The organism is Streptomyces cellostaticus (assembly GCF_001513965.1).
In the GTDB taxonomy this organism is placed as follows: domain Bacteria; phylum Actinomycetota; class Actinomycetes; order Streptomycetales; family Streptomycetaceae; genus Streptomyces; species Streptomyces cellostaticus.
Genome location: NZ_KQ948052.1, coordinates 30,461 through 55,186, shown reverse-complemented (window position 1 = coordinate 55,186; position 24,726 = coordinate 30,461). Strand labels below are relative to the sequence as shown.

General features: G+C 68.8%; 18 protein-coding genes and 5 pseudogenes. 10 read left to right on the top strand and 13 right to left on the bottom strand.

The window, feature by feature from the left end; translation table 11 throughout:
* Both AQI88_RS48200 and AQI88_RS48195 read right to left on the bottom strand, forming a co-directional pair.
* Positions 1–200: pseudogene (locus AQI88_RS48200) on the bottom strand (hypothetical protein); the annotation flags it as partial.
* The gene (locus tag AQI88_RS48195; protein WP_244184535.1) at positions 137–295 is read right to left on the bottom strand and encodes a transposase; all 159 of its coding nucleotides are present in this window, start codon (positions 293–295) and stop codon (positions 137–139) included. The gene AQI88_RS48195 and the pseudogene AQI88_RS48200, both read right to left, overlap by 64 nt.
* Positions 296–341: 46 nt before the next feature.
* Between AQI88_RS48195 and AQI88_RS38490 the strand changes: the two are divergent.
* Together AQI88_RS38490 and AQI88_RS38485 are read left to right on the top strand one after the other, a co-directional pair.
* Positions 342–614, top strand: a pseudogene (locus AQI88_RS38490) (helix-turn-helix domain-containing protein); the annotation flags it as partial.
* 51 nt (positions 615–665) lie between these two features.
* The gene (locus tag AQI88_RS38485; protein WP_079058083.1) at positions 666–1,115 is read left to right on the top strand and encodes a PLL family lectin; all 450 of its coding nucleotides are present in this window, start codon (positions 666–668) and stop codon (positions 1,113–1,115) included.
* Between the two features lie 157 nt (positions 1,116–1,272).
* Here AQI88_RS38485 and AQI88_RS38480 read toward each other — a convergent pair whose 3' ends face one another.
* A complete protein-coding gene (locus AQI88_RS38480) occupies positions 1,273–2,034 on the bottom strand; it encodes a polysaccharide deacetylase family protein (protein WP_107118788.1) in 762 nt (253 codons plus the stop codon).
* Positions 2,035–2,455: 421 nt separating this feature from the next.
* Between AQI88_RS38480 and AQI88_RS48705 the strand changes: the two genes are divergently transcribed.
* Positions 2,456–2,578, top strand: a complete 123-nt coding sequence (locus AQI88_RS48705) for a hypothetical protein (RefSeq protein WP_279616599.1) — start codon at positions 2,456–2,458, stop codon at positions 2,576–2,578.
* Between the two features lie 138 nt (positions 2,579–2,716).
* Here the strand turns inward: AQI88_RS48705 and AQI88_RS38475 are convergent, their stop codons facing one another.
* From AQI88_RS38475 to AQI88_RS48190, 6 genes and pseudogenes are all read right to left on the bottom strand, one after another.
* Positions 2,717–2,986 carry a hypothetical protein gene (locus AQI88_RS38475; RefSeq protein WP_067009388.1) on the bottom strand — a complete coding sequence of 90 codons (270 nt, stop codon included), beginning with the start codon at positions 2,984–2,986 and terminating at the stop codon, positions 2,717–2,719.
* A 212-nt stretch (positions 2,987–3,198) separates the two neighbouring features.
* Positions 3,199–3,624, bottom strand: a complete 426-nt coding sequence (locus AQI88_RS49205) for a DUF3995 domain-containing protein (protein ID WP_425264586.1) — start codon at positions 3,622–3,624, stop codon at positions 3,199–3,201.
* An 80-nt stretch (positions 3,625–3,704) separates the two neighbouring features.
* Positions 3,705–4,046 carry a DUF6191 domain-containing protein gene (locus tag AQI88_RS38465; protein WP_067009385.1) on the bottom strand — a complete coding sequence of 114 codons (342 nt, stop codon included), beginning with the start codon at positions 4,044–4,046 and terminating at the stop codon, positions 3,705–3,707.
* 408 nt (positions 4,047–4,454) lie between these two features.
* Positions 4,455–4,637 (bottom strand): annotated as a pseudogene (locus AQI88_RS38460) (IS5/IS1182 family transposase); the annotation flags it as partial.
* A gap of 430 nt (positions 4,638–5,067) precedes the next feature.
* Complete coding sequence (locus tag AQI88_RS38455) at positions 5,068–5,784, bottom strand: tectonin domain-containing protein (RefSeq protein ID WP_067009382.1); 717 nt, start codon at positions 5,782–5,784, stop codon at positions 5,068–5,070.
* A 1,487-nt stretch (positions 5,785–7,271) separates the two neighbouring features.
* Positions 7,272–7,364, bottom strand: a pseudogene (locus AQI88_RS48190) (VOC family protein); the annotation flags it as partial.
* A 357-nt stretch (positions 7,365–7,721) separates the two neighbouring features.
* Between AQI88_RS48190 and AQI88_RS38445 the strand changes: the two are divergent.
* Both AQI88_RS38445 and AQI88_RS48185 read left to right on the top strand, forming a co-directional pair.
* Entirely contained in the window at positions 7,722–8,777 is a 1,056-nt protein-coding gene (locus tag AQI88_RS38445; RefSeq protein ID WP_067009374.1) for a hypothetical protein, read from the top strand.
* Positions 8,778–8,789: 12 nt separating this feature from the next.
* Complete coding sequence (locus AQI88_RS48185) at positions 8,790–10,043, top strand: LVIVD repeat-containing protein (RefSeq protein ID WP_067009419.1); 1,254 nt, start codon at positions 8,790–8,792, stop codon at positions 10,041–10,043.
* 131 nt (positions 10,044–10,174) lie between these two features.
* Here AQI88_RS48185 and AQI88_RS49200 read toward each other — a convergent pair.
* The 4 genes and pseudogenes from AQI88_RS49200 to AQI88_RS38425 form a co-directional block, all read right to left on the bottom strand.
* A pseudogene (locus AQI88_RS49200) lies at positions 10,175–10,255 on the bottom strand (winged helix-turn-helix domain-containing protein); the annotation flags it as partial.
* Between the two features lie 40 nt (positions 10,256–10,295).
* Positions 10,296–11,057 carry a TetR/AcrR family transcriptional regulator gene (locus AQI88_RS38435; RefSeq protein WP_244184534.1) on the bottom strand — a complete coding sequence of 254 codons (762 nt, stop codon included), beginning with the start codon at positions 11,055–11,057 and terminating at the stop codon, positions 10,296–10,298.
* Positions 11,058–11,092: 35 nt separating this feature from the next.
* Positions 11,093–12,193 (bottom strand): fatty acid desaturase family protein, encoded by a 1,101-nt coding sequence (locus AQI88_RS38430; protein WP_067009371.1) that lies wholly within the window; start codon positions 12,191–12,193, stop codon positions 11,093–11,095.
* Positions 12,194–12,204: 11 nt separating this feature from the next.
* Positions 12,205–13,347 carry a ferredoxin reductase gene (locus AQI88_RS38425; protein WP_244184532.1) on the bottom strand — a complete coding sequence of 381 codons (1,143 nt, stop codon included), beginning with the start codon at positions 13,345–13,347 and terminating at the stop codon, positions 12,205–12,207.
* 215 nt (positions 13,348–13,562) lie between these two features.
* On the opposite strand from AQI88_RS38425, the gene AQI88_RS38420 reads away from it, so the two are divergent.
* From AQI88_RS38420 to AQI88_RS38400, 5 genes are read left to right on the top strand one after another with little or no spacing between them, the layout of a single operon-like run.
* Positions 13,563–14,297: an EF-hand domain-containing protein gene (locus AQI88_RS38420; RefSeq protein WP_159050497.1), complete on the top strand. Its 735-nt coding sequence runs from the start codon at positions 13,563–13,565 to the stop codon at positions 14,295–14,297.
* A 4-nt stretch (positions 14,298–14,301) separates the two neighbouring features.
* Positions 14,302–15,825: a PfaD family polyunsaturated fatty acid/polyketide biosynthesis protein gene (locus AQI88_RS38415; protein WP_067009361.1), complete on the top strand. Its 1,524-nt coding sequence runs from the start codon at positions 14,302–14,304 to the stop codon at positions 15,823–15,825.
* Between the two features lie 8 nt (positions 15,826–15,833).
* On the top strand, positions 15,834–20,474 hold the full coding sequence (locus AQI88_RS38410; RefSeq protein ID WP_167357510.1) for a type I polyketide synthase: 4,641 nt from the start codon (positions 15,834–15,836) through the stop codon (positions 20,472–20,474).
* Entirely contained in the window at positions 20,467–23,709 is a 3,243-nt protein-coding gene (locus AQI88_RS38405; RefSeq protein ID WP_159050496.1) for a hotdog family protein, read from the top strand. Before AQI88_RS38410 ends, AQI88_RS38405 begins: the two co-directional genes overlap by 8 nt.
* Positions 23,706–24,716, top strand: a complete 1,011-nt coding sequence (locus AQI88_RS38400; protein WP_067009355.1) for an SDR family oxidoreductase — start codon at positions 23,706–23,708, stop codon at positions 24,714–24,716. Before AQI88_RS38405 ends, AQI88_RS38400 begins: the two co-directional genes overlap by 4 nt.
* Positions 24,717–24,726 lie beyond the last annotated feature (10 nt).

Sequence of the window (24,726 nt, the reverse complement as noted above, 5' to 3'; positions counted from 1 at the left end):
TTTTTCCTCGCCCCGGCGGCGTGCTGGTGGGCCCGGCAGACGGTGGAGTCGATGTTGATGTCCCAGGTGATGAGGTTCTTGGCGTCGGCCTGAGCCTGCAGCCGGGCGAAGATCTGCTGCCAGGTGCCGTCCCGTGTCAGCGACGGAACAGGTCGTACACCCGGGGCCACGGCCCGTATCGCTCGGGAACATCCCGCCACGGCACACCGGTACGGGTGCGGAGTCGTATGCCGTCGATGAGCTGCCGCCGGGTCCATATCGGCGGCCGCCCCGGCTTCTTGCCCCTGGGTAACAGCGGCTCCAGCCGGGCCCACTGCGTATCCGTCAGTCTCCACGCGCCACCGTGGTGTCTTCCACCGGCCGAGAGGGTGCTGCTGGTAGCCGTGTACTACCGCACGAACCTCACCATGCGGCAGCTCGCACCGCTCTTCGGCTGCTCACCTGCCACCGTCCGCCGGGTCATCCAGCGTCTGCGACCGTTGCTTGCGCTGGAACCGGCGCCCAGCCCTGTGCCGGGCGCTGACCGGTTACGGATCGTGGACGGCACCCTGATCCCGGTCCGTGCCCGGCAGGTCGCAGCCTCCTCACGCAACTACCGGTTTTCGGCAAACGTGCACCCATGAGGGCCGATGGTGTCAAGGCGCGCGTGGTCCTGGCCTGCGGCTATGATCCGCAACCCCAGTGGCTTCGGTTCCAGCGACGGCGCCATGTCCTGGGCCACTTTCGACGGAACTACCTGGAGCGGCTTCACCACTTTCGACGGGGCCAGTACCCCGTCCGCGCCGACGTTGACAGTCTTCGACAGCAAGCTCTACGCCGTCTACCGCAGCGCCGACAGCACGTTGAACTGGACGACCTTCAACGGCACTACCTGGACCTCCCCCCGCAAGTTCCCCTCAGGCTCCACCGCTGCCGCGCCCGCCCTGGCAGTCCACGAAGGCACGCTGTATTGCATGGTCCGCGGCGCCGGCTCCAACGAATCCCTGTTCTGGACGACCCTGAACGGCGGCACCTGGAACCCGTTCACCAAGCTCACCGCCACCAACTACGCGGCACCGGCCCTGGCCGCCTTCGACAACAAGCTGTACGGCGTCCACCGTGGCGGAACCGCCTGACCGGGCACCCGCCGACATGAACAGCGCCGGAAACAGTGAGCCTTCATCTGTCCCAGCACGGCACGGATCAGCAGATGCCAACGCACGGGGAGGCACGGCGGTTGATGCGGCTCTGAAAATGGCTGGTGAACGCTGAGGTGGGGGTGGCCAGGAGCATTCAACCACCGAGTGGGGCACGATTTCCTGCAGGCCCCTGTCCGCTGTCAGACGCAGGGTAGGCGGGGGGCGTGAGAACGGTGCGGAGGTCGATGACGGTATAGCCACGGGCAGTGATCGCATCAAGGATCCGCGGCAGGGCCTGGGCGTCGATCACCTCGCTGCGGCCGTGGGGCGCGCCGGCGTGCATCTGCAGGATCGCTCCTGGGCGCAGGGCGTCCAACGCCCTGCGCACCGCGTGGTCCACGGTCATGCCGCCCTCGGTGCCCATCCACCCGTTGGTGTCGGTGGTGAATTCGATGTCCGCGAACCCCAGCCCGTTGACTTCCCGGATCTGGTCAGGACTGGTCTCACTGTAGGGAAACCGGAAGAACGGGGTCAGGGCCTCTCCTGCGCCCGCCGCACGCAGGGCCTGGTCCGCTGCCCGGACTTCGCGGCGTCTTCCGGCTGTGGTCAGGTCCTTGAAGTAGGGGTGGCTGTATGAGTGGTTGCCCAGCCCGTGGCCCGCTGCCGCGATCCTCTTCACCACCCGGGGATAACGGTCGGCGAAGTCGCCGGTCAGGAAGAAGGTGGCAGGTGTACGCCGCCGGGCGAGCTCACCGAGGATGCGGTCCAGGCCGGCGTCGTTCCAGGCTGCGTTGAACGTCACCGCGACCACTCGTTCGCACGTACGGATCACACGGTTCTCCGATCCGAACAGCGCCCGCAAACCCTCGTCGTCCGCAGTCGCCGCCAGGCGCGGCGAAAACCCCTTGGCCGTCATGGTCAGGGGCCTGGGCACCACCGCCCAACGCACAGCGAACAGCCCGGCGGCCACCCCGAGCAGGCGGTGGAACACAAGACGGCGTGGGACGACGAGAGAACGCGTTTCCATGCCATCGCCATCGGCCGACGGGTGCCCTCCCCTGAGCCCGTACCGCAGCGACAGCGACGGGCCGGCTCGTAACCCGGAACCGGTCCCGGACCATCCAGATCGACGACGCCACGAACCGAAGCTGCGTCGGGAAGTTTCACACCTCATCATGGGAGCTCCGTACGCCCCGAGCCGTATTTCCGCAGATCAGCGAGTTCCGTCGGTTCCTGGTCAGTGCCTCGTCGGGGCGATCCCTCTCGACGGCGCAGCCAGTGGTGGCGGTTGCCAACTGGTAGGTAAGTCTTCCGGGCCGTGTGCGTCCGAGGCGAACGTGGCCCCGCCGGCAGAGCCGAACGCGGTGCTGCGCTGGCAGTTGAAGGGCCCGGTCCATTACGAGCCCACGGGCCGGTTCTGGTTCGCGGCGCTGTCCGCGCTGCTACCCCGGCGGTATTGACGCACGGTCTTCCCGGTCACCCCTGGCACGTGAGCATCGGGACGCCGTGGTGCGTGCCGGTGTTACGTTGATGGCTTCGGTGGCGCGCCCGTGATTCAGGTGCCGCCTTAATTCGCGGCCGACTCCCTCGACGCCGCGCTACGCGCCCTCCGAACCGCCCTCACCGGCTGAGGCCGACCGGCGCTTCCTGACCCAGGCCGCCACGGCGACGAACGCCACCGGCGCACCGACGGCCGCCTTGACGCCCAGCTTCGCCATCACCCAGCCGAAGAAGAAGTGGTGCCACCCGTCCACCCACCACGTGACGCCCGCCAACAGCCCGGCGACGGATAGACCGCAGACCACCGACACTGCGATGCGAGCCGCACGACCGAGCTGCGGCTCGCCGTCTTCCTTGATCTCTTCCATGGACCCGACTATAGAAGCGGCTCGTTCGCGCACCGCACGAACGAGCCAACCGAGAGGCCGACTTGCGCCAGGCGGCGGTCAGCGCCGCCTCGTCACGTTCCACCGCGCGGTGCACCGGGAGTACGCTCCAGCCCATCCTGTGCAGCGCCTCTGACATGCCTGTGACCTGCCGCTGTTGGAGTAGTGGGGCTGTGGGCTGACTGGCGGAGCGATTAGCGTCTGGACGGAGGTGGCGGTTCTGCGACGGTATGCCTGCGGGACCGAAGGGCGGCGAGGCCGAAGGCCAGTCCTCCGGTGATGAACCAAGGGTTCCAGAGGGCCAGCGTCCAGGCCCGCTGCCCCCCGCTCACGGAGGTATCCAGGTGCGTTGGGTTGGTCAGCAGCAGCACCTCGACGCCGATGCCACGGGCCAGTAGGAGTGCACTGACGCCCCACCCCAGCCACCTTGCCAGCAGAGCGGGAAGGCCCCGGAGCCTGGACCGGGCAAGCAGCCATGCCAGCAGGGCGCCGAGGAGGCAAAGCGCACCCACACCCCACAAACCGGCTACGACGAACCACAGCGGGCGCTCGGTGGCCAGCGGACCGGCGGAGATGCTCAGCCCCACATCACCGCCGACGGCCCAGTAGAAGTGCAACACAGCGAACGCGGCCGCCCACAAGCATGCGATACGCCCCCACAGCGTGGACGGTTCTGCGCCCGTTCCCTCCGGTTGGCGTCTCACCGCCGGCACTCACGGGCATCGCGCCTGTCAGCGCACGGGCTGTCCGCTTCCTGTGGCAGCACGATAAACGCGGTGCCCTTGGCCAGGTCGATGCTGGAGCGAGGCGGCGCACCGTCGCTCTCGTCGTCCCGCCGCAGCAGCTCCACCCGCCGCTGTTCCAGCTCTACAGTCTTGTTTCCGTTCACGACCGCCGTGAATTCATCGAATGCAATGCTCGACAACGACCGCCCCGTGCGCCTGCTCAGCCACGGAATCAAGCCCAGCCCCGTGAACCATCGCCACGCGCTCTCGACCAGGGCGAACAAGACCAGTAGACACGCGAACGCCGGGAACGACATGAGCCAAATCGTGACAGATGGTCCCTCATCGTCCTCAACACAGTTGACTGCCGGGAAACGGCGGAAGGGCCGGCGTCGTTCTCATCGGACGTGCGGACTGGGAGAACTCGGGGCTCCAGACATGGGTCCGCGCATGGACCGCCCGCACAGATCTCGCGGGCAACCCGCTCTGCCCGGAGCGGCACAGGCCGGCGGTCCCCTCGACCACCGTCGTTGGACGCGTCTCGCTGATTGACATGGGATCACTGTTCTGGATCCGCAGCGCGCAGGGATCGGGCTGGCGCATGATCCGCTTCCCCCATGCGGCGGAGGCGTCGTCATGGAGATCCACCGCAGGGCGGAGAGCCGTGGGAGCAGGCCGGCCTCGGCAGATCTGCCGGACAGTAGACCTAAAAGTCGTCCGGCAGATCACTGACGGATCCACAGCCGGATCGCGGCGACGGTGACCGTGCCGTGAAAGACGAACGCACTCTTGTCGTACCGGGTCGCCACAGCTCGGAAGCCCTTGAGCGCGTTGATGGTCCGCTCAACCTCGTTCCTGCGGATATAGAGCGCCCGGCAAAAACCAGCGGGACGACCGCCTCGACTGCCGCACGGGAGCGACCATGGTCAGAACGATGCCTCCGGCGGGGGACCGGGATGGAGGGGGGCGCCGTTCCCGGCTGCGGGTCCGTAGTGGCGTGCGTGGGGAGCTCCCATCCCGCACACCGTCGACCCAGGCAGAGCCGAGCAGACGTGGTCCATGGCGTCCAGGTCGTTCGTACAGTGGCGCGCTCCACCTGGACGCCATGGACCACACCTACGCCACGGTGTATGGGCCGACGGCGTACGGGATGGGAGCTGGGGTGAGTGGCGGGTCAAGGAGACGGGGCGGTGTTGGTTAACGCCCGCGTCCCTCGGCAGGCTCTGGAGACTGTCAGAGCCGACCTCGCCACGTTGGCAGTTGCGCCTGAACGAAGATGTGCCACGCAGTGTCCGAGGGGCGTTGCGTGGCACACCAGGGTTCCTCCCAGGAGATGGGTCAGCCGGGCAGGTCGCCGGTGTAGCGGTAGATCGCACCGGCTGCGTTGACGCCCCAGACGGTGCCGTCGGCGCCTACGCCGATGTCGGACAGCGACCCGGGGATGTTGATCCAGGGATTGGCGGGGCTGGTGTCGCAGTAGCTGTAGTGGTAGATCGCGTCGGCGGGGTCGCAGCCCCACACAGAGGTGCGGGAACCGACGTCGATCGCTTTGAGCGAGCCGTTGAGGCCCTTCCAGTTGTTGGCGTCCCGGTCGCCGGTGTAGCGGTAGATCTGGTTGGCCGAGTTGACGCCCCAGACGGTGCCATCGGCGGCCGCGCCGATGTCGGACAGTGTCCCCGGGATGTTGATCCAGGGGTTGGCGGGGTTGGCGTCGCTGTTGCTGTAGCGGTAGACCGCGCCGGCGGGGTCGACGCCCCAGACGTTGGTCCTGGATCCGACCGAGATCCGCACCAGTGAGCCGTTGAGCTGCTTCCAGTTGTTGGTGTCCTGGTCGCCGGTGTAGCGGAAGACCTGGTGTGCTGCGTTGACGCCCCAGACGGTGCCGTCGGCGGCCGCGCCGATGTCGGACAGCGACCCGGGGATGTTGATCCAGGGGTTGGAGTCGTTGTTGGTGTAGCGGTAGATCGCACCGGCGGCGTTGACGCCCCAGACGTTGGTCCTGGATCCCACCGCGATCCGCGTTAATGACCCGTCGATGTGCTTCCAGTCGGACATGCTGGCGGCCCCTCTTCAGTCGGGTGTGGTTCGCCTGCATGCTTTCCTAGCGGAACGATTCATCATTGAAGCGGATTTGAACAGTGATCGGAGTTATTGGCTCGATGTGATGGTTTGCCCGAGTGGTGCCCGCTCCCGCACTGGCCTATCGCAGGTCAGGCCAGTTGTCGAGATGACGCGATCGTGGCCACCCGCGCGAGGGATTGACAACAATGGACCGCCCCAACCAGAACGCCTCGTGTGCCCATCTATTGCAGGGACAACGCTTGTCAAGGCGGCATAGAGCATGTGACACCAGCGGCTGACACAGCGGCCGGCGCCGGACCTCAGTGGGCGGTGTCGGACGGGTCGCGTGACTGGGCCTTGCCCCTTCGTTCCGGTCCGTGTGGGGGCCTCGACCGCGAGCTGTACCGCCTGAGCACCGCGAACGAGCACCACCCTGGATGAGTGATAGTCCGCGTCGTTCTTCGTGTGTCAGCCGACACCAGGTGCGGTATCTGCCCAGCCAGACACGGTTCATGGATCTGGCCCACGATCAGGTGAACCTCCCGCTCGTAGGCACGGTGCGGCTGGGATCTGCGCTGAAATCCGACTCGTCCGATTCTCCAGCTATGACCAGGAGGTTCTGCGATGTCCCCTCGCTGGCGCCGGGCGCTCGCCGCCTGCACAGCTTCGCTCGCAATCGCCGCATGTCCCCTCACCGCTGCTGCGACTACCGCCGCGCCGGGGATGGCGCCGACAACCGTGGCTCACTCCGCAAGGGCGGGAGGACTCCCGCCGATCGGTGCGGAAGTCCCCTCCTCGGTTTTCGCGCTCAACTGCAAGTTCCAGTACCAGAGGAACCTCACCGTCGACTTCCGCGGCGCCATCAAACAGCGCGTGGAAGTCAATGCAGACGACCCGTTCCGCAGCGTCCGACTGCGCACCCTCGCCTTCCGCGTCAACGGCGAGGGCGACAACGGGGCGCGCGTGACGTTCGAGATGAACAACGCGGACACCGAGGCCCGGAGCGCCCTGCGACTGACGCAGAATTTCCCCCCGAAGTACGAGGAACGCGACGAGATCTCGTTCACCGCGACGATTGAGCTGCCTGGCCGTGAGCCGGTCGTACTCGTGACGAGGGAGCCCATGGTCGTCACGGCCACGATCACGCAGTACCCGGCCAGGGGGGGAGACGTACAAGTTGGTCGAGCCGGTCGACCTGGTCAAGCCGGACGACCCGAACATGCTGGTGGCCCGCCTGGCGGACTTCGACCACAAGCGCGGCGGCCTGTAGACGGCGCGCCAGGAAGGGCACGGACCGCCACGTTCGCCGTGCATGGCCCGCCTACCGTGACACCGCACGCCTGCCGTAACCACGGGCCGCCGTCGAGCCCCGCGGGGCCTGGTCGCGTTCTGCGAACCGGGCCCCGCGGGTGGTTGGCCTTGGGTTGGTGGACCGGATTACCTGGCCAGTCACTCGACCAGTCGGACACGCCCCTAGCGCCGCTGACGCAGAACGGGTGATCCAAGGTGTCGAGCAAGACGGTCCAGCGTTCTCCGCCGGGCTGGTGGCCGGGCTTGGTTGCGCCCAGCTCCAGCCGTACGCATCACCAACAGCCAGGCTCTTGCCGGGTCTCGGTCGCGGTCGTGGCGGTCAGCGGGCTCGGCGGCACGTGGGCGCGTCAGCGTTGCCCTGGGGCCAGGTCGAGATCGGCGAGACGCGACCATCATCGATCTCGCGGTCGTCGTGGAGTACGGCCTCTGCCGGCACCACTGCGACCGTCAGGCTGCAGCCGTTTCACTACGGCGGAAGTCGTCACCGGTCCTGGGTGTCCGCCGGAGTGCGATCGGGTATTTATGGCTACATGTCTGGTGGGGGTCGGGGCAGCGGTTCGGCAGATCTACCGCGTCCGGTGATGACGCGGGAGTGCAACGACGCACGAGTAGGCGATCCCTTGACGACGTTCCTCGGCTCGGCCTTCACCACCGCCTACGCGACCGCTACCCGTGCCGCTGGTGAGAACCCGCTCGCGCGTGCGACTCGATCGTGGGGCCTGTCGGTGGTCGGCATGGCGGAGTCCGCATCCCGGGCCTTCGGGGTCTCTTTCGCCACGGGTTCGCTGGCGCAGTGCAAGGTAGCGCTGGGGAACGTGACGCTGGGACTGGACCTGGGCGCATACGATCCGTCGGACTACGACGCCGTGGCGGACCAGTTGGAGCCTCTGGAGGCGCTGCTCGACGCCCTGCCCACCGATGGGAACGGGATGCGGTGGCGCCACGACGACGGTGCGGTGCTCTTCGCCTGCGAACGGACCGTGGCCGTTCCGTACGACGAGTTCGTCTCGCGAGTGGACATCAGCCAGGCCATCCGGCTGACGGCCGACTACCTCGGCGGGTGCGTCGCCCCTGTCGACCGGGACGAGGCGGGCCGGGTCATCCGGCAGGCCGAGCGCAGCATCGCCCTGCCGCAGCCGAACTACCTGGCCTTCTTCGGCGCCGATCTACTCGATGTCTGCAAGCTGGAGTCCATCCGCCGTACGGCCGACACCCAGTGCCTGAGCTGGTCTGCGGTCCGCAGTCCCAACGATTCCGCTGTCCTCGACGACGGTTCGGTGATCTTCTCCCGCGCTGACGGCGGCGCCCGCACGAAGATCATTATCCGCACCCACCAGCAGTTCACGCTGCCGCTGGTCTTGCGGATGATGGATCTTGACGGGTGGCCCAGGGTACCCGGCATTCCCGGTACGCCCGGCGTGAAGCGCCTGCTCGTCGAGGACGCCTACCGCCGCTTCTTCACAACGACGTTGGACAACTTCGAAGCGTGCTACCAGGGGCGTCTGCATCGCACCGGCTTGCGGCGGGACGAGGTCCCGGGGCGCCCGCTGAGGGGTGCCGCCCGCCCAGACCACGTCGATGCCAACGGGTTCCGCCACTTCACTGCCGCGCGGTCGTCGACCCGCATCCTCACCGCCGTGCAGCGGAGCGCGCACCAACGACCCAAGACCTGCTGAAAGGTGCCGTTCTTGGCAGTTACGACGGGGGACTACCCGTACGCGTTCCACATCGCGCTGGACGGGAACGGGCTCAACGGGCTGGAAGGCCGCGCCGGCGTGTGCGTCTTCCATTACGACCCGCGCACCGAGCGCTACGCGTACAAAATCGAGTACTACGACGGCGTGGCGGGCGGCCATGCGGTCAGTGTCAGCCCTGACCGTGCGGTCGGCTTCCTCGGCAACACCGGTCAGCACCTGATGTTCTACGACACCTCGTCGCTGGCCGAGGTCGAGCGTGTATCCACGCTGCGCTTCGAGCCGACCGACGCTTCGATCAAAGGCACCACGCATCTGGTCTGGCTGGACGCGACGCAGGCCGTGGCGGCCATCGGCGAGCACCTGTGGCAGTTCGATCTGCGGCGGCCGACCAAGCCCGAGCGCCTGGGCCCGCACGGCGTGCTGCTGCCGCATGCGATGAAGGCCACCGCCTCCGGGCGCTACGTCGTCTACGGCGGCATGGACCATCCCCTGCACGGCGAGGCGCGTGAAGTGGGCATCTTCGACCTGGAGAAAGGGACCTGCCGTCGCGTGCAACTGCCCACCACCTGCTGGCATGTGGCCTGTCACCCACGCGACGACCGCTTCTACGCCCTGTCGTTCCGGGTCCTTCCCCAGGACGGACAGGACTGGCACGAATGGGCAATGGCGTATTTCAAGGAATACGTCTTCGAAATCGATGCAAGGACCGGAGAGGTACTGCGACACTGGGCCTCCAGCCAGGAGACCCCGGCCCACATCAACTCCGATGTCTGTATGTCCGACCGCGAGCTGATCTACTGCAACGGCGGCAGCGGCACCATCGTGATGATCGACCTGGAGACCTTCTCCTCGTTCCGCATCATCGACGAACGGCCCGGAACGGCCGATCAACTCCGTGCCGGACGCCAGTCCCTACGGCAGATCACCGACGCTCTGACACGGGGTTCGCCGACAGCGAGCAGCCGCCACTTCCTCGCCGCGCTGCGCGTATCGCGCGGAACCCTGCTCGATTCGGTGTACGCATGCCAGCTCTCCGCCGACCAGTCGCTGCTGTTTACCGCCAACCGCGGACTCAACACCATCACCGTCTACGACTATCCGTCGAACACCGTCCGCCTCCGCGTGGCGATGCCGGAGCTCCAGGAGTACGTCGACGGGCTCGCCTGGTGGGAGGACCCACGGCTCGGCTTCCACCACAGCACTCTGCTCAGCCCGGCTCCGCAGACACAGCGACGTACGGCTTGAGCGCTGTGGTCTGCCACGTAAGGCTCCGTAAGCCTGCTGACCGTCCCGTACTGCGGCATCCTCCCGCCCACGTGAGTCCGGCTCGGCTGAGAGCGCGAGCCGGTGCCAAGCGAGCGACATTTCTCCTTGTCGTGTTCGACGGCCCGTCTGGCCGGCACCTGGCGGGAGAAGCCGTCCCGGGTCAGCAGCTTGCGCACGCCCTGCGATTTCAAGTTGGCAGAGGCTCACTCCTGCGCAGCAGCCAGCCTCGGCTCATGGCGGCCCATGGGTTCGGTCAGCCGGCGGCGATGTGGTCAACAGACCCGCCAGTTGCCGGACCAACTGCCCGGCCGGGCCCTCCGGCCTCTCGGCGGCGAGGATCCGTACCAGCTCCGGTGCCAGTTCGGGCTCCCAGGCAGCGGCCAGTACAAGCATGGCCATGAACTGCTGGACCAGCTGAAGTTGCAGCTCCTCTCGGGGGATGCGGCGATCCGCCAGCCAGTCCAGCGCCGCGATCTCGGTGCTCGCGATCCAGGCTCGGCTTACCCACCGCAGGCCTGCGCTGGGCTCGGTGAGGGCCAACTGTCGCAGGGCCTGGACTTGCATGGCCTGCCGCACCTCGTCGATCGCCGTGGTGGTGCCGGGGATTGCTACCGATCCGCTGCGGAGCAGCGCGGCGAAGCCGGGTCCGTGGTTCTCCACGAAGTCCAGTTGACGGCCCACCATCTTGTACAGTCGCTCCGACGCTGACTCCTCGCCCGGCTCGTCCTCCTCGAGGCGCCGGGCGAGCTCCTGCCCGGCCCGCCGCAGCGCTTCCTCGTACAGCGCCTGTTTGCCCGGAAAGTAGCGGTAGACCAGCGGCCGCGAAGCCCCCGCAGCGGCGGCGATGTCGTCAATCGACACCTCCTCCGGCGGGCGTTTGCTGAACAGCTCCAGTGCTGTGTCGATCAGCTGGTCGCGCCGCTCGTCCACGCTCAGCCTGCGGCGAGGCAGGCGCCCGGTGCCGCGCAGTTCTTCCTTGGCCTGGTCTGCCACAGTTGATGTTCGGGGAGTCCTGGGAGCCACACGCCTCACGCCGCTGTGCCGTATGCCTGAGACCGGGTGCGGCCAGGGAGAGCGAGTCTGAAGATCTTCCGCCATGTGCTGCCGAGCTGCCGGTGCAGCGGGCCGGTGGTGTACGGCAGGCCGTACTTCTCGCAGACCGCGCGGACTTGGGGCGCGATCTGTGGGTAGCGCGGGGATGGGAGGTCAGGGAAGAGATGGTGCTCGATCTGGTGGCTGAGGTGGCCGCTCATGATCTGGAACAGCCTGCCTCCGCTGATGTTCGCGGTGCCGAGCAGCTGACGGTAGTACCAGTGGCCCCGCGTCTCATTGGCCAGTTCGCCCTCGGTGAAGGTCGCGACGCCGTCAGGGAAGTGTCCGCAGAAGATGATTGCGGAGGTCCAGAGATCACGCAGCACCTTCGCACACGCGTTTGCGGCGAGCGTGGACAGGAAGAGCGGGCCGGTGAGCGCGGGAAAGAGCACGTACTCGCGCAGCACGTCGATGCCGATCTTGCGGCGCAGCCGCCGATGGATCTCCCGGTTCTGCGACCAAGTCCGCTCACGGCGGACGAGCCGGTCGACCTCCAGGTCGTGAAAGGCGAATCCCCAGTCCAAGAGCGGCATGAGCAGGGCTGCGTACAGCGGGTTCCCAAGGTAGTAGGGGTGCCACTTCTGTTCTCGACTCAACCGCATGATTCCGTATCCGATGTCGCGGTCCTTGCCCAGCACATTGGTGAAGGTGTGATGGACGTAGTTGTGCGAGTGACGCCACTCCTTGGAGGCGCCCAGACTTCCCCACTCGAACGTCTGTGAGTTGAGGGCAGGGTCACCCATCCAGTCGTACTGGCCGTGCAGGACGTTGTGCCCGATCTCCTCTCTGTTCAACAGCGAGGAGATCGCCAGGCAGGCGACGGCGGCCAGCCACACTGGCGGCAGGAAGCCCAGGTAGAGCAGAGCGCGGCCGGTGAGTTCCAGGCGGCCTTGCAGGCGCATCATCCGGCGGATGTGCGCGGCATCCCGTGTGCCGAGATCGGCAATGACAGCTTCCCGGATGGCGTCCAAGTCGCGAGCCAGAGCGTCGAGTTGTTCGAGGGTGAGTCGCGGGTTGGGCTTGTCGGAGGTACGCATCGCTCTCCAGGTCAGAGATCCAGGGTGACGTCGCCAGATGGCGCGGAGACGCACAGTCGGATCTGCTCCTCTTCTGTGTGCGACGCCTCGCCCGTGAGCACGTGACGTACGACCCCGGAGAATTTGCGGCTGGTGCATGTGGAGCAGATGCCCCGGCGGCAGCCGAAGGGTGGCCGCAGCCCGCTCGCCTCGGCCTGTTCGAGGAGCGAGGCACCGGTGGCGGTGGCGGAGATCCCACTCCGGGCGAAGCGCACCACACTGCCCTTCGTGGCCGGAGCGGTCATGGTGAGGGCGCTGGTGAAAGTCTCGGTATGCAGCCGATTCTCCACGCCGTGGGCTGTCCAGATGTCACGGGCTGTGTCAACCAAACCCGGTGGCCCGCACACATATGCCTCGGCCGCAGTGAAATCGGCGTCGATGGAGTTCAGTTGTTCTTCTGTCAGATGACCGTGCAGGTCTCCTGCCCGGCGTTGGCGGGTGTGCGCGCACACCAGCGTGATGCCAGGGTGATCCCTGGCGATGTCGTAGAGCTCGTCCCGGTAGAGCATGTCCGCTTGGGTACGCGCGTAGTGCAGGAAGGTGACCCGGCCCGGGTAGTCCTCGTCGCACAGGGTCCGCAGCATCGACATCACCGGGGTGATGCCGCTTCCCGCGCTGATCATCAGCAGTCGCTCCGGCCGCGGAACAGGCAGGGCGAACGTGCCCTGCGCGGGCGACATCGTGAGGATCTCGCCCGGCTCGGCGCGGTGCTTGAGGTATTGCGACACCACTCCGGCTGGGTTGACCGTCGCGGAGATCTCGATCAGCCGGTTGCGCTGGTGAGTTGAGGAAGCCGGAGAGAAGCAGCGGTGGCGACGCACGCCGTTCACCTCGACGCCGAGGCGGACGTGCTGGCCCGCACGGAAGCCGAGCCAGTTCGCGTTGGGTTGCAGGATCAGCGTCACTGTGTCCCGGGTCTGGTGCCGGATCTGCAACACCCGGGCCCGGGTCTCGGACACCGACCACAGAGGGTTGACCGCTGCCAGGTAGCGGTCAATGCCGTTCGGTCCCGCCAGGACGTCCAGCAGCGGCGAGGCGAGCAGGCGGAGAAGCGGCTTCACAGAAACTTCCTTGGGGACAAGAGCAGACAGTTGCTCCCAAGCCGTCGAGAGCATCGAATAGCCCGCACACCATGGGGGGTTGCGGAAGGGCAACGCCCAGGACGGCCCACTTTCTACCATGTTGGGAACCGCAGTACATCAACTTGGCTTTTGGGTACCTAAATTGAGTGATATCAGGTCATGGCAGGTCGGGTGACGCTGTTAGCCTCCCTGGCACGAGATCGCAAACGGGCGTGCAATGCCGATCATGTCTGTGAACAGAGGGGCTCGTGGTAGCTGAGACGCCGAAGGGCAACGAGACGAAGGATGCGCCCCGCAGGGCGGTGCTGCGCGGCGCCGCGGGGCTGGCAGCCGGTGCCGTGCCCGCCGTGGCGATGACGGGTGAAGCGGTGGCCGCGCCCAGGCCGGACGCGGCGGTCACCATTGCGGCTGCGGAACGGCTGGCGGCGGCCCAGGACCCGTACCTGCGGCGCAAGCAGCTGTGGATGTTCGAGGTGCTGGACGACAACGGCGACGGTGCGGTGACACCCGCCGACACGATGCAGTTCGCGCACCGGCTGGCACGGCTGACCGGGCACGCCGAGGACTCGCCGCGGGCGCAGCAGATGGTCACGACGGTGAACCGGATCTGGCACGCGCTGGTGGTCAAGCCCGCGTGGGTGCCGGACCCGAAGAAGCTGGGTACGGAGGAGTTCGTCGTGGTGATGGCCAACAGTGTTGCGGAGACACCGGACAAGACGCTGCAGTACATCGGTGTGATCACCAATCTCGCGTTCGCGATGGCGGACGAGGACCATGACGGTCGGGTCACCAGGGATGAGGCGATTCGTCTCGGTACGGAGGTCCTGCGCGTGGGCCGGAACCACGCCGAGTACGCGTGGGAGGTGCTGGACGCCGATGCGGACGGCTATCTCGGCTACGCCGAGGTGCTGATGGCGGTCACCGACTTCATCACGAGCTTGGACCCCCGGGCGCCGGGCAATCTGGCGCTCGGCCGTGTCTGACACGATGGCGGGGGTGTTCAACGGCGACGGCCTGGTCGAGCTCGCCCAGCGGGTGGCCAGGCCAGTGCATCTGGTGGCTCGCGAGCGGGACGGTGCGCTGGGGCTCTCGGAGCGGCCGAGGCCGGCCGCTGTCGGCGTGGTGCCGGCCATGTACCCGGAGTGGTTGGGCGACCGGTCCTTCGGCGAAGCTCACGGGGTGCGCTTCCCCTACGTCGCGGGTGAGATGGCGTACGGCATCGCGGGCGTCGAGATGGTCGAGGCGATGGCGCGAGAGGAGATGCTGGCGTTCTTCGGGGCGGCCGGGCTCGGTCTGGCACGTCTCGACCGGGACCTGGAGCGGTTACGGACCGGCCTGGCAGGGCGGCGCAACTGGGGCGTCAACCTTATCCACCAGCCGCATGATCCGGCGATGGAGAACGAGGTCGCGGCGCACCTGCTGCGGGCTGGGGTACCGAAGATCTCGGTGTCGGCGTTCATGGACATCACGCCTGCGGTGGTGCGCTGCTCGGCCTCCGGGCTGCGGGCCGACGCAGCGGGCCGGATCTTCCGGAGGACCGCGCTGTTCGCCAAGGTGTCACGGCCCGAGACGGCCGAGCTGTTCCTGTCCCCGCCCCCGGTGGAACTGCTGCGCCGGCTGGTGAACGACGGTGAACTCACCGAGGACGAGGGCCGTTTGGCGGCCCGGACGCCGGTGGCGGACGACATCACGGTCGAGGCGGACAGCGGTGGGCACACCGACGGTCGGCCGCTGGTTGCGGTCCTGCCGGCGGTCCTTGCGCTGGCCCGCCGCAAGAGCCCCGGTGTGCGGGTGGGTGCGGCAGGCGGGCTCGGCGATCCGGCCGCGGTGGCGGCGGCATTCGCCCTCGGCGCGGCGTACGTCGTGACGGGCTCGGTGAACCAGATGTCGGTCGAGGCTGCCATCAGCGACGAGGCGAAGGCCATGCTCGCGCAGGCCGGGGTGGCGGACGTGGCGATGGCGCCGGCGGCCGACATGTTCGAACTCGGCGCCAAGGTCCAGGTCCTGCGACGCGGAACCAGGTTCGCCGCCCGAGCAGCCCGGCTGCACCAGCTGTACGTCGCCCACCCTTCGCTGGAATCGATCCCCAAGGGGACCCTGCAAGCGTTGGAGCGCGAGGTCTTCGGTGCCTCCCTGGACGATGTGTGGAAGCTGACCGAGGAGTACTGGTCGCAGCGCGCCCCCGCCGAGGTCACCCGGGCGCATGCGGACCCGAAGCACCGGATGGCCCTGACCTTCCGCTGGTACCTGGGCAGTGCCGCTGCGTGGGCGGTCGACGGCGCGCCTGACCGGCGCATCGACTACCAGCTGTGGTGCGGCCCCGCCGCAGGGGCCTTCAACACCTGGGTCGCCGGCAGCTTTCTGGCCGATCCCGGCCGGCGCTCGGTCACGCAGATCGCCCGCAACCTGCTCCAGGGAGCCGCGGTGCTGACCCGCGTGCACCAGCTGCGCACCCTCGGGGTCCGTCTTCCCGCCGAAGTCTTCGACTTCCGGCCCCGCCCACTGGCTTGAGGAATGAGATGAGCTTGGACCACCGGATCGCGATCGTGGGTGCCAGCGCGATCATGCCGGGCGCTCCGGATGTGGACGCCTTCTGGCGCAACGTCATCGAGGGGCGCGACCTCATGACCGACGTGCCGGCCGATCGCTGGCTGATCGAGGACTTCTACGATCCCGATCCGGCGGCTCCGGACAAGACGTACGCGCGACGCGGGGCGTTCCTTCCGGAGGTCGAGTTCGACCCGATGGCCTTGGGGGTGCCGCCGCGAAACCTGTCAGCGACCGACACCGCCCAGCTGCTGGCCCTGGTCGTCGCGGAGCGCCTGGTGGGCGGTCTGGCCGGCGCGGGGCTCGGCCAGGTCGACGGCGAGCGGGTCGGTGTGTTCATCGGCTGTGCCTCGCTGCAGCTACTCGGTGAGATGGCCGGGCGGGCCGGGCGCCCGTTGTGGCGCCGGGCTCTGCTGGACAGCGGGCTGTCCGAGGTGGACGCGGACGCGGTCTGCGACCGGATCGCGGACTACTCGACGCCGTGGCAGGAGGCGACGTTCCCCGGCCTGCTGAGCAACGTGGTGGCGGGCCGGATCGCGAACCGCTTCGACCTGCACGGTGCCAACTTCACCGTGGACGCCGCGTGTGCGAGCTCCTTGGCTGCTCTGTCGGTCGCGGTTGACGACCTGCTGCTCGGCCGCTCCGACCTGGTGATCACCGGCGGCGTGGACACGCTCAACGACCCGATGACGTTCCAGTGCTTCAGTAAGACACCGGCCCTGTCACCCAGCGGCGACTGCCGTCCGTTCGACGAGCACGCGGACGGCACGATGCTGGGCGAGGGCATCGCGCTGTTCGCCCTGAAGCGGCTCGCCGACGCAGAACGCGACGGCGACACGGTGCACGCGGTGATCCGCGGCATCGGCTCCTCCTCGGACGGCAGCGGCACCTCGGTGTATGCGCCGCTGGACACCGGGCAAGCGCGGGCGCTGCGCCGGGCGTACGAGGCTGCGGGCTACGGACCGGAGACGGTCGGCCTGGTCGAGGCGCACGGCACTGGCACGGCCGTCGGTGACGCCGCCGAACTCGACGCCCTGCGTTCGGTGTTCGACGCGAGCGGACGGGCCGACCGCCAGTGGTGCGCACTCGGGTCCGTCAAGTCCCAGATCGGGCACACCAAGGCTGCGGCGGGCGCCGCCGGCCTGCTCAAAGCCACCCTGGCGTTGCGGCACCGGGTGCTGCCGCCGACGATCAAGGTCACTCGGTCGAATCCCGCACTGAAGCTGGCGGAGAGCCCCTTCTACCTCAATACACAGGCGCGGCCGTGGATCCACACGGCCGACCACGCTCGGCGGGCCTCGGTGTCCAGCTTCGGCTTCGGCGGCTCGAACTTCCATGTCGCGCTTGAGGAGTACACCGGCACGGCGACCAGGACCCGCCGCTCGGTGCGCTGCGAGGCACGGCCGTGCGAGCTGGTGGTGTTGTCCGCCGCCACCCCGCTGGAGCTCTTCTCCCGCGACCTTTCGGGCGGCCTGACGGCAATCGCGCGGCGCAGTCAGGAGACCTTCCGCAGCACAGAGGAGCACCGGCTGGCAGTGGTCGCCTCGTCCACTGAGGACCTCGCACAGAAGCTGGAACAGGCGCGCGGCCAGGTCGGCACAGAACCGTTCTCGACGCCCTCGGGCGTGCACTACGGCGTCGGGCGCGCGCAGGGCCGGATCGCGTTCCTCTTCCCCGGTCAGGGCGCCCAGTACGTCGGCATGGGAGCGGACCTGGCGATGCACTTTCCTCAGGCCCACGCGGTGTGGAACAGACATGAGGTGTCCCCGCTCGTCTTCCCCGCACCGGTGTTCACCGACTCCGAGCGGCTGGTGCAGCGGCGCGCGCTCACCGATACCGGCGCCGCGCAGCCGGCCATTGCCGCGCACAGCCTCGCGCTGTTGGCCGTGCTCGACGCGGTGGGGGTGCGGCCGGACTGCGTGGCCGGGCACAGTCTCGGCGAGCTGGTGGCCCTGCACGCGGCGCGCGCGTTCGACGAGGACACGCTGATGCGGCTGGCCGCGTGCCGGGGCGAGCTGATGCGCGGGGCCTCCGGTGTCATGATCGCGCTGGACGCCAACGTCGACGAGGTGTCGGAGCTGCTTGCACGCCACGACCTCGCTGAGGTGTGGATCGCCAACCACAACGCTCCGCGCCAGGTCGTGGTGGCCGCAACCGCCGAGGCGGGGGCACTGGTACAGAAGCACGCCACCGCAGCCGGAATGACGGTGAGTGCGCTCGACACCTCGGCTGCCTTCCACAGCCCCCTGGTCGCGTCGGTGACGGAGCCGCTGCGGGCGTTCCTGTCCGGGGCTACCGTGCGCGCACCGCTGTTGGACGTGTACGGGAACACCACGGCAGCCGTGCACCCTGTGGAGCCTGCCGAGATTCGGCGGGCGATCGCCGACCATGCTGCCTCCCCGGTCCGCTTCGCCGACATGCTCCGGGCCATGCATACCGACGGGGTGCGGATCTTCCTGGAGGTGGGCCCGGGCGGTGCGTTGACCGGCCTGGTCAAGCAGTCCCTCGCCGACGTCCACGCGATCGCCCTCGACCGCGCGAGCCGCAACGGCGTGACCGGACTGCTCGACGCGCTCGGACACCTCTGCGCGCTTGGTGTCCCGCTCGACTTCGCCGGGCTCTGGCACGGTCCCGCCCGGCCCGAGCCGGCGCGACCGGCAATGCCCATGCTGATCAGCGGGGGCAACCACGGCAGGCGCTACCCGCCCAACGCGGAGCACTCGCCGGCGACACCGGCACCGGTGCTGTCCACCTCCGCTGCGTTGGGCGGCGATACGCTGCGCGCGGTCGCGGAAGCCCAGCAGGAGATCGCACGCGCCCACGCGGCCTATCTGAGCATGGCCGAGAAGTCGATCGACGCGCTGACGGCGCTGGAGGGCACTGCGGACCACATCGTCAGGCCGACCGCCCCAGCCGAACCGCTCCACCGGCCCGCCGCCCCACCGCCCGCGCCGCTCGCCGCCTCGGCCCCTGCCGTGATCACGCCCCCGGCCCCCGTCCCGGTGTGCAGCGTCGATGATCTGGAGGCTGCGGTGCTGGCCACCGTGGCCGAGAAGACCGGGTACCCGGTGGAGATCCTGGCGCCGCACATGGAACTGGAGGCCGACCTCGGCCTGGACTCGATCACCCGCACCCAGGTCCTCGCGGCGCTGCGCCCGATGTTCCCGCAGTTGGAAGCCGTGGACCGGGCTCAGCTCGCCCCGCTTCTGACGTTGCGTACGGTCGGTGAGATCGCCGACCGTCTGCGTGCCCTGCTGGACGCACCCGTTCCGCTCACCTCTGCCGTTCCTGAGCAGACGATCCGCCGGCATGTCCCGACCTTGCAGCGCACGCCCGCACCGGGCTCACCCATGCGGGGACTTGGGACCTTGCTGGTCACCGATGATGGCACCGGGGTCGCCAAGGAGGCCGTACGGCTGCTCTCCGAGCGTGGCATCCATGCAGAGGTGGGCACCACGGCCGACCTTGCCGGGACGGAGGCCGCCGGCCTGCTGTTCCTGGGCGGACTCGCCGACGTCACGTCCATCGACGACGCCCTGGCCGTTCAACGGGACGCGTTCCGGGCAGCGCAGGCAATCGGGCCGAGGCTGCGTTCCGAAGGCGGCGTCTTCGTCACCGTGCAGGACACCGGCGGTGGGTTCGGCCACCACGACGCGCAACAGCCCTGGCTCGGCGGCTTGGCCGCGCTCGCCCGTACGGTCCGCTGGGAATGGCCGCTCGCTGCGGTCAAGGCCATCGACTGCCGGCGCGGAGACCGGACGGCGGCCGAGGTAGCCGCCGCCATCGTCGACGAACTCCTGACTGGAGGCCCCGACCTGGACGTCGGGCTCGCTGCTGACGGAGCGCGGTGGACGCTGGACCTCGCCGAACTCCCGCATCACGTACCGGGGCCGTCCGCCGCCGATGCTCTCGGGGAGGACCCGGTGATCGTCGTGTCAGGTGGGACCGGGGCAGTCACGGCAGCGGCATTGCGCGCGCTCGAGTCCCGCCACCGCGCACGCTTCGTCCTCCTCGGCCGCGGCCCGAGCCGCGAGGTGGACGGATTGGACCAGGCCCGCTACCTGCACGCCGATGTTCGGGACGAGAACGCCGTACGGGCGGCGCTCGCGGACGTCCGGACGCAGTGGGGGCCGATCACCGGTGTCGTGCACGCGGCCGGGGTGCTGGCCGACCGGCGGGTGGAGGACAAGACCGAGGAGCAGTTCGACGCCGTGTTCAGGACCAAGGTCGACGGTCTGCGGGCACTGCTGTCCGCCACCCGCGAGGACCCGCTGCGGCTGCTGTGCGCGTTCTCGTCGGTCGTCGCCGCGACCGGGAACGCGGGACAGTGCGACTACGCGATGGCCAACGAAACCGTCAACCATGTGCTCGCCGCCGAGCAGGCAACCCGCCCCGGGGCGGTCGTCCGCTCGCTGCTGTGGGGACCATGGGAGGCAGGCATGGTCACCCCCGAGCTGGCCGAGGTGTTCCGGTTCGGCGGCGTCGACCTCATCCCGCTCCAGGCCGGGGCACGCTCCTTCGCCGAGGAACTGACCATGACGGCGGACGATCCGCGCGTGCTGATCACCGCCGGGCGTGCCCTGGCGCGGCTGCGGGTGGTGGCCCGTGGATGACGTGACCGACGTCGAGGTCATGCCCCGGCCCCCGATGTCCCATCGGCCGGCCCCAGCCCTGGCCGGCGTCGCAGGCTTGATCACCGAACAGCTGCGGCTGGCCACCGACCTCCACGAGCGCTTCCTCGCCACTCAGGGGGACTTTCACCTGGGACGCCCCGAACCGGCCGGCAAACCTGCGCGCACCGCTCACACCGTTGTCGACCTCGGCGGCTGGTACCTCGACCGGGCAGGCCGGATGACGGCCGGAGCCGTGGTGCACGAACTGCTGGAGCTGCTGCCGCAGCGCGACGGCGTGCTCGACTGCGAACTCGCCTTCCACAGAGGGCTCCCCGCGCCGGGTGAGCAGGTGCTGAGCTCGCTGACCTTCAGCGGGCGCACCTTCCGGGGCGAGGTCGACGGTCGGCTGTCGCTGCGCGGCACTGAGTCGGAGGACCTGGGTCACGGCCTGCCGACCGAGCACACGGGCGCTGGATTCGGCACCGGCGAGGTGACGGCGTTCGCCGAGGGCCGCCCAGCCGACTGCTTCACCGGCACCAAATGGGAGCTGACGCGCGCCCATGTCCGCAGCCCCGGTCTCGGTTCACGCCGCACACTCCTGCTGCACGAGATCACCGCGTTCGCCCCCTCGAAGGGGATCGTCGCGACTGGACGCATCCTTCCGGAGGCATGGCGGACACCTGCAGGCTTGCTCGAAGGCTGCTTCCAAGCGCTGTCGTTCCAACTCGCCGCGACCGGGTGCACGGTCCACCGCGACGGCTGGCGGTTCGAGCCGCAGCCGGACGAGCCCGCCCGTGTCCGGTTCCTCGTCAACGCCCCGTACGGAGCGCCCCGCTACCACATCACGATCCGGTCGATGACGGACAGGACCGTACACGCGGATGCAGTCTGCACGATCGACAACCGGGTGGTCATGCGGGCCGAAGGGCTCGCGGTCCATCTCGTACCGGACACGCCCTTGACGCACTGGCGGCTCCTCGGCCCAGCCACCGTCCAGCGCACCGGCAATCCAGTACCGCCCCGCGTGCTTGCCGGCCTGCGAGGCCACGACGATCCGGCCGCCACGACCGTGGGCTCGGTCCGGTACGACCACGCGGCGATGCTCGCATGCGCGTGGGGACCGGTGAACGAGATCTTCCCGGGCACGAGTGACGACGCCTTCCGGCTGCCGGGACCGCCGTACCTGTTCATCACCCGGGTGACCGAGGCGTCCGCCACCTTGGGCGCCCCCCGGCCCGGCAGCCGCCTGGTCGCCGAGTACGACGTGCCCGAGCAGGTGTGGTTCCGCGAGCAGAGCGGAACGCTCCCAGCCGCGGCACTGATGGAGGCCGCGCTGCAGCCCTGTGGCCTTCTCGCAGCCTACCTTGCAGCCCGGACGACCGACGCGCAGCTGCGGATCCGCAACCTCGACGGCCACCTGACAACCACCCGCGAAGTGCCTCCGGACGTACGGTCGTTGAGCACCGCTGTAGAGTTCGTCGGACTGGACCGCTGGGACGGCACAGTGGTGGAGACGTTCCGGATCCGCTGCGAGGCAGACGGCGTTCCCGTGCTGGAGGGCACAGCAGTCTTCGCCCTGACGTCCCCAGCCCAGTTGACGTCCCAAACCGGCCTGCCAGTGACGGACGCCGACCGCACCCGACTGGCCCAGCCCTGTGACCGCCCCGTCACCGACCTCCGGTCCCGGCCCGCGCGGTTCTTCGGACACTCCGCCCGCCTGCCCGGCCCGATGCTGCTGATGCTCGACCGGATCACCGGGTACTGGCCCGACGGCGGCCCCGCCGGACTCGGACGGCTCCGTGCCGAATGCGACGTGCGGGCCGACGCCTGGTACTTCAAGGCGCACTTCTTCAACGACCCCGTACAGCCCGGCTCACTCGGCATCGAGGCGATGTGCCAGCTCCTGTGCTACTACCTGGTCGAGCGCGGTGTCGGCGACGGGTTCCGGTTCGAGCCCGTCCTGCCGGCCTCGTGGACGTACCGCGGCCAGGTCGTACCGGCCGACGCGCTCGTCACCGTCGAGATGGACGTGCTGGACGTCGAGTTGAGCCCCCAGAGCGGGCATGCCGAGGCCGAGGCATGGCTCTGGGTGGACGGCCGCAGGGCCTACCACGTCCCTCGCCTGAGGGTACGCGCGGTCCCCGGCGCACCGGACTCACCCTCCACCGTCGACACCGTGCTCGACCCCCACTCGGACACCTGGCTGGCGGACCACTGCCCCACCTGGACGGTACCGGCCGTACCGCTGATGTCCACAGCCGACCTCCTCGCCCGAGCAGCCAGTGACCACGCCGGGCGGCCGGTCCGCGTACTGCACGACCTGCGCGTGCAGCGGTGGCTGCCAGTCACCGGCCCCACCCGGCTACGCATGACCTGCGCGGGGGACACGGCGCAGCTCGCGGTATGGCACGAGGCCGGTGCACTCTCCAGGTTCACACCGGTAGCCGCCGCAAGGGTCGGCTTCGAACCACCAACCCGACCCGAACGCTTCACCCCCCTGCCAGATCTCGTGGATGCACCGGACCCCTACGAGGCCGCCGACCTCTTCCACGGCCGGAGCTTCCAGTACCTGACCGCGCTGCGCATGGGCTCCACCGGATCCAGCGGCCTCCTCGACACAGGGCGCGGCTCGGTGCCGCCCGGCACGCTGCACCAAGGGCTGCTGGACGCCGCACTGCACGTCATCCCGCACAACGAGCTGCAGCGGTGGGAACCGGCCATCGGGCCCGGCCGAATGGCCTTCCCGCACCAGCTCACCCAGCTCGCCGTGTTCGCCTCCCTGCCGGACTGCGGCGAGATCGAGGTGGAAGCCAGGTTCGCCGGTGTGCTGCGGGACGATCTCGTCGCGGTCGACGTCCAACTGTGCCGGGACGAGCGGGTGCTGGTCTCCTTCCAGATCGTCGACATGCTCATCCCGGCCGGCTCCCTGGCCGAGGTCTCCGGCCCAGAGCGCCGCGCCTACCTGCGTGACGGCGAACCCGACTCCCGCCTGCTGCTGACAGGTTCGGACGGCGTGCTGCGAAGGAGCGACGTGGAGCGGATCGACGTCCTGACCGGAACTGCCAACGCCCTCTACGGCCTGCCCGTCGGCACCCGCGCCGTGGACTGGCTTCCGCATATCGCCCTGAAGGAACACATCGCCCGGACAACCGGCGTCCACCCGCGCACCGTAGAAGTTACCGCCCTCGACAACGTCAGCTGGGACGACGACTCCGCCACCGTGAGGACCTCATGATCCTGGTCACCGGAGCCTCCGGCATCGTCGGCTCCGCGCTGCTGCGCGAGCTGGACGATGCCATCGCGCTCACCCACCACAAGCCGGTCGGCACGGCCTCCGTACGTGGCGACGTAACCCGGCCCTGGCTCGGCCTCCCCCCGGCCGACTACCGCGACCTCGCAGCCAGAGTCGACGCCGTCGTGCACTGCGCGGCGAGCGTGAACTTCTCGATCACGCCCGAGCACCTGCACCGGGTCAACGTCGTCGGAACCGGCCACGTCCTGCGCTTCGCCGAGGACGCCAGCGCCCACCTCGTGCACGGATCCACTGCCTTCATCTCCCGCGCAGGCGACCACACCCCCTTCGGCGCCTACGCGGCCTCCAAAGCCGCCGGCGAGACACTGGTGCGCGAGTCCGGCCTGCCCAGCTGCATCGCCCGGATCTCCACCGTGATCGGTGACTCCCACTCGGGGGAAGTCCCCCGCCTCCAGGCATTCCACTACCTGCTCGGCATCGCCCTTTCCGGCCAGATGCCCTTTCTGCCCTGCACCCCCGGAACCCATGTCGACCTCGTCCCCCGGGACACCGTCGCCGCCGCACTCGCCGCGCTCGCCCGTGACCACAGCGCCCGCGGCGACCACTGGATCACCGCGGGCCCTGCCGCCCTGCCGATGGAACGCATCATCGACATCGCCAGCGATGCCTCCGCCGCCCGCGCCCAGAATGACGAAGAACTCCGCGACATCGACCAGGCGGTCTTCCGTACCCGTCTCATCGATCCCGCCGTCGCCGACACGGTCATCAACGCTGTCCTCGCCCGCAGCTCAACCTCCGCCGCGCCCAGCGTCATCCAGCGCGCCGCCAACCTGATGTCCGCCTACAACGACGTCGACCCCTTCCCCACCTCTCTGGGGCGCATCCCCGCCGGCCCCGCAGCCCCCACCATCCCATCGAGCGAGACCGCCCTGCGCCACATGATCAACTACCTGGTCGAACTGCCCAGCGACATCTGGGAACTCCAGTGACCGGACAACT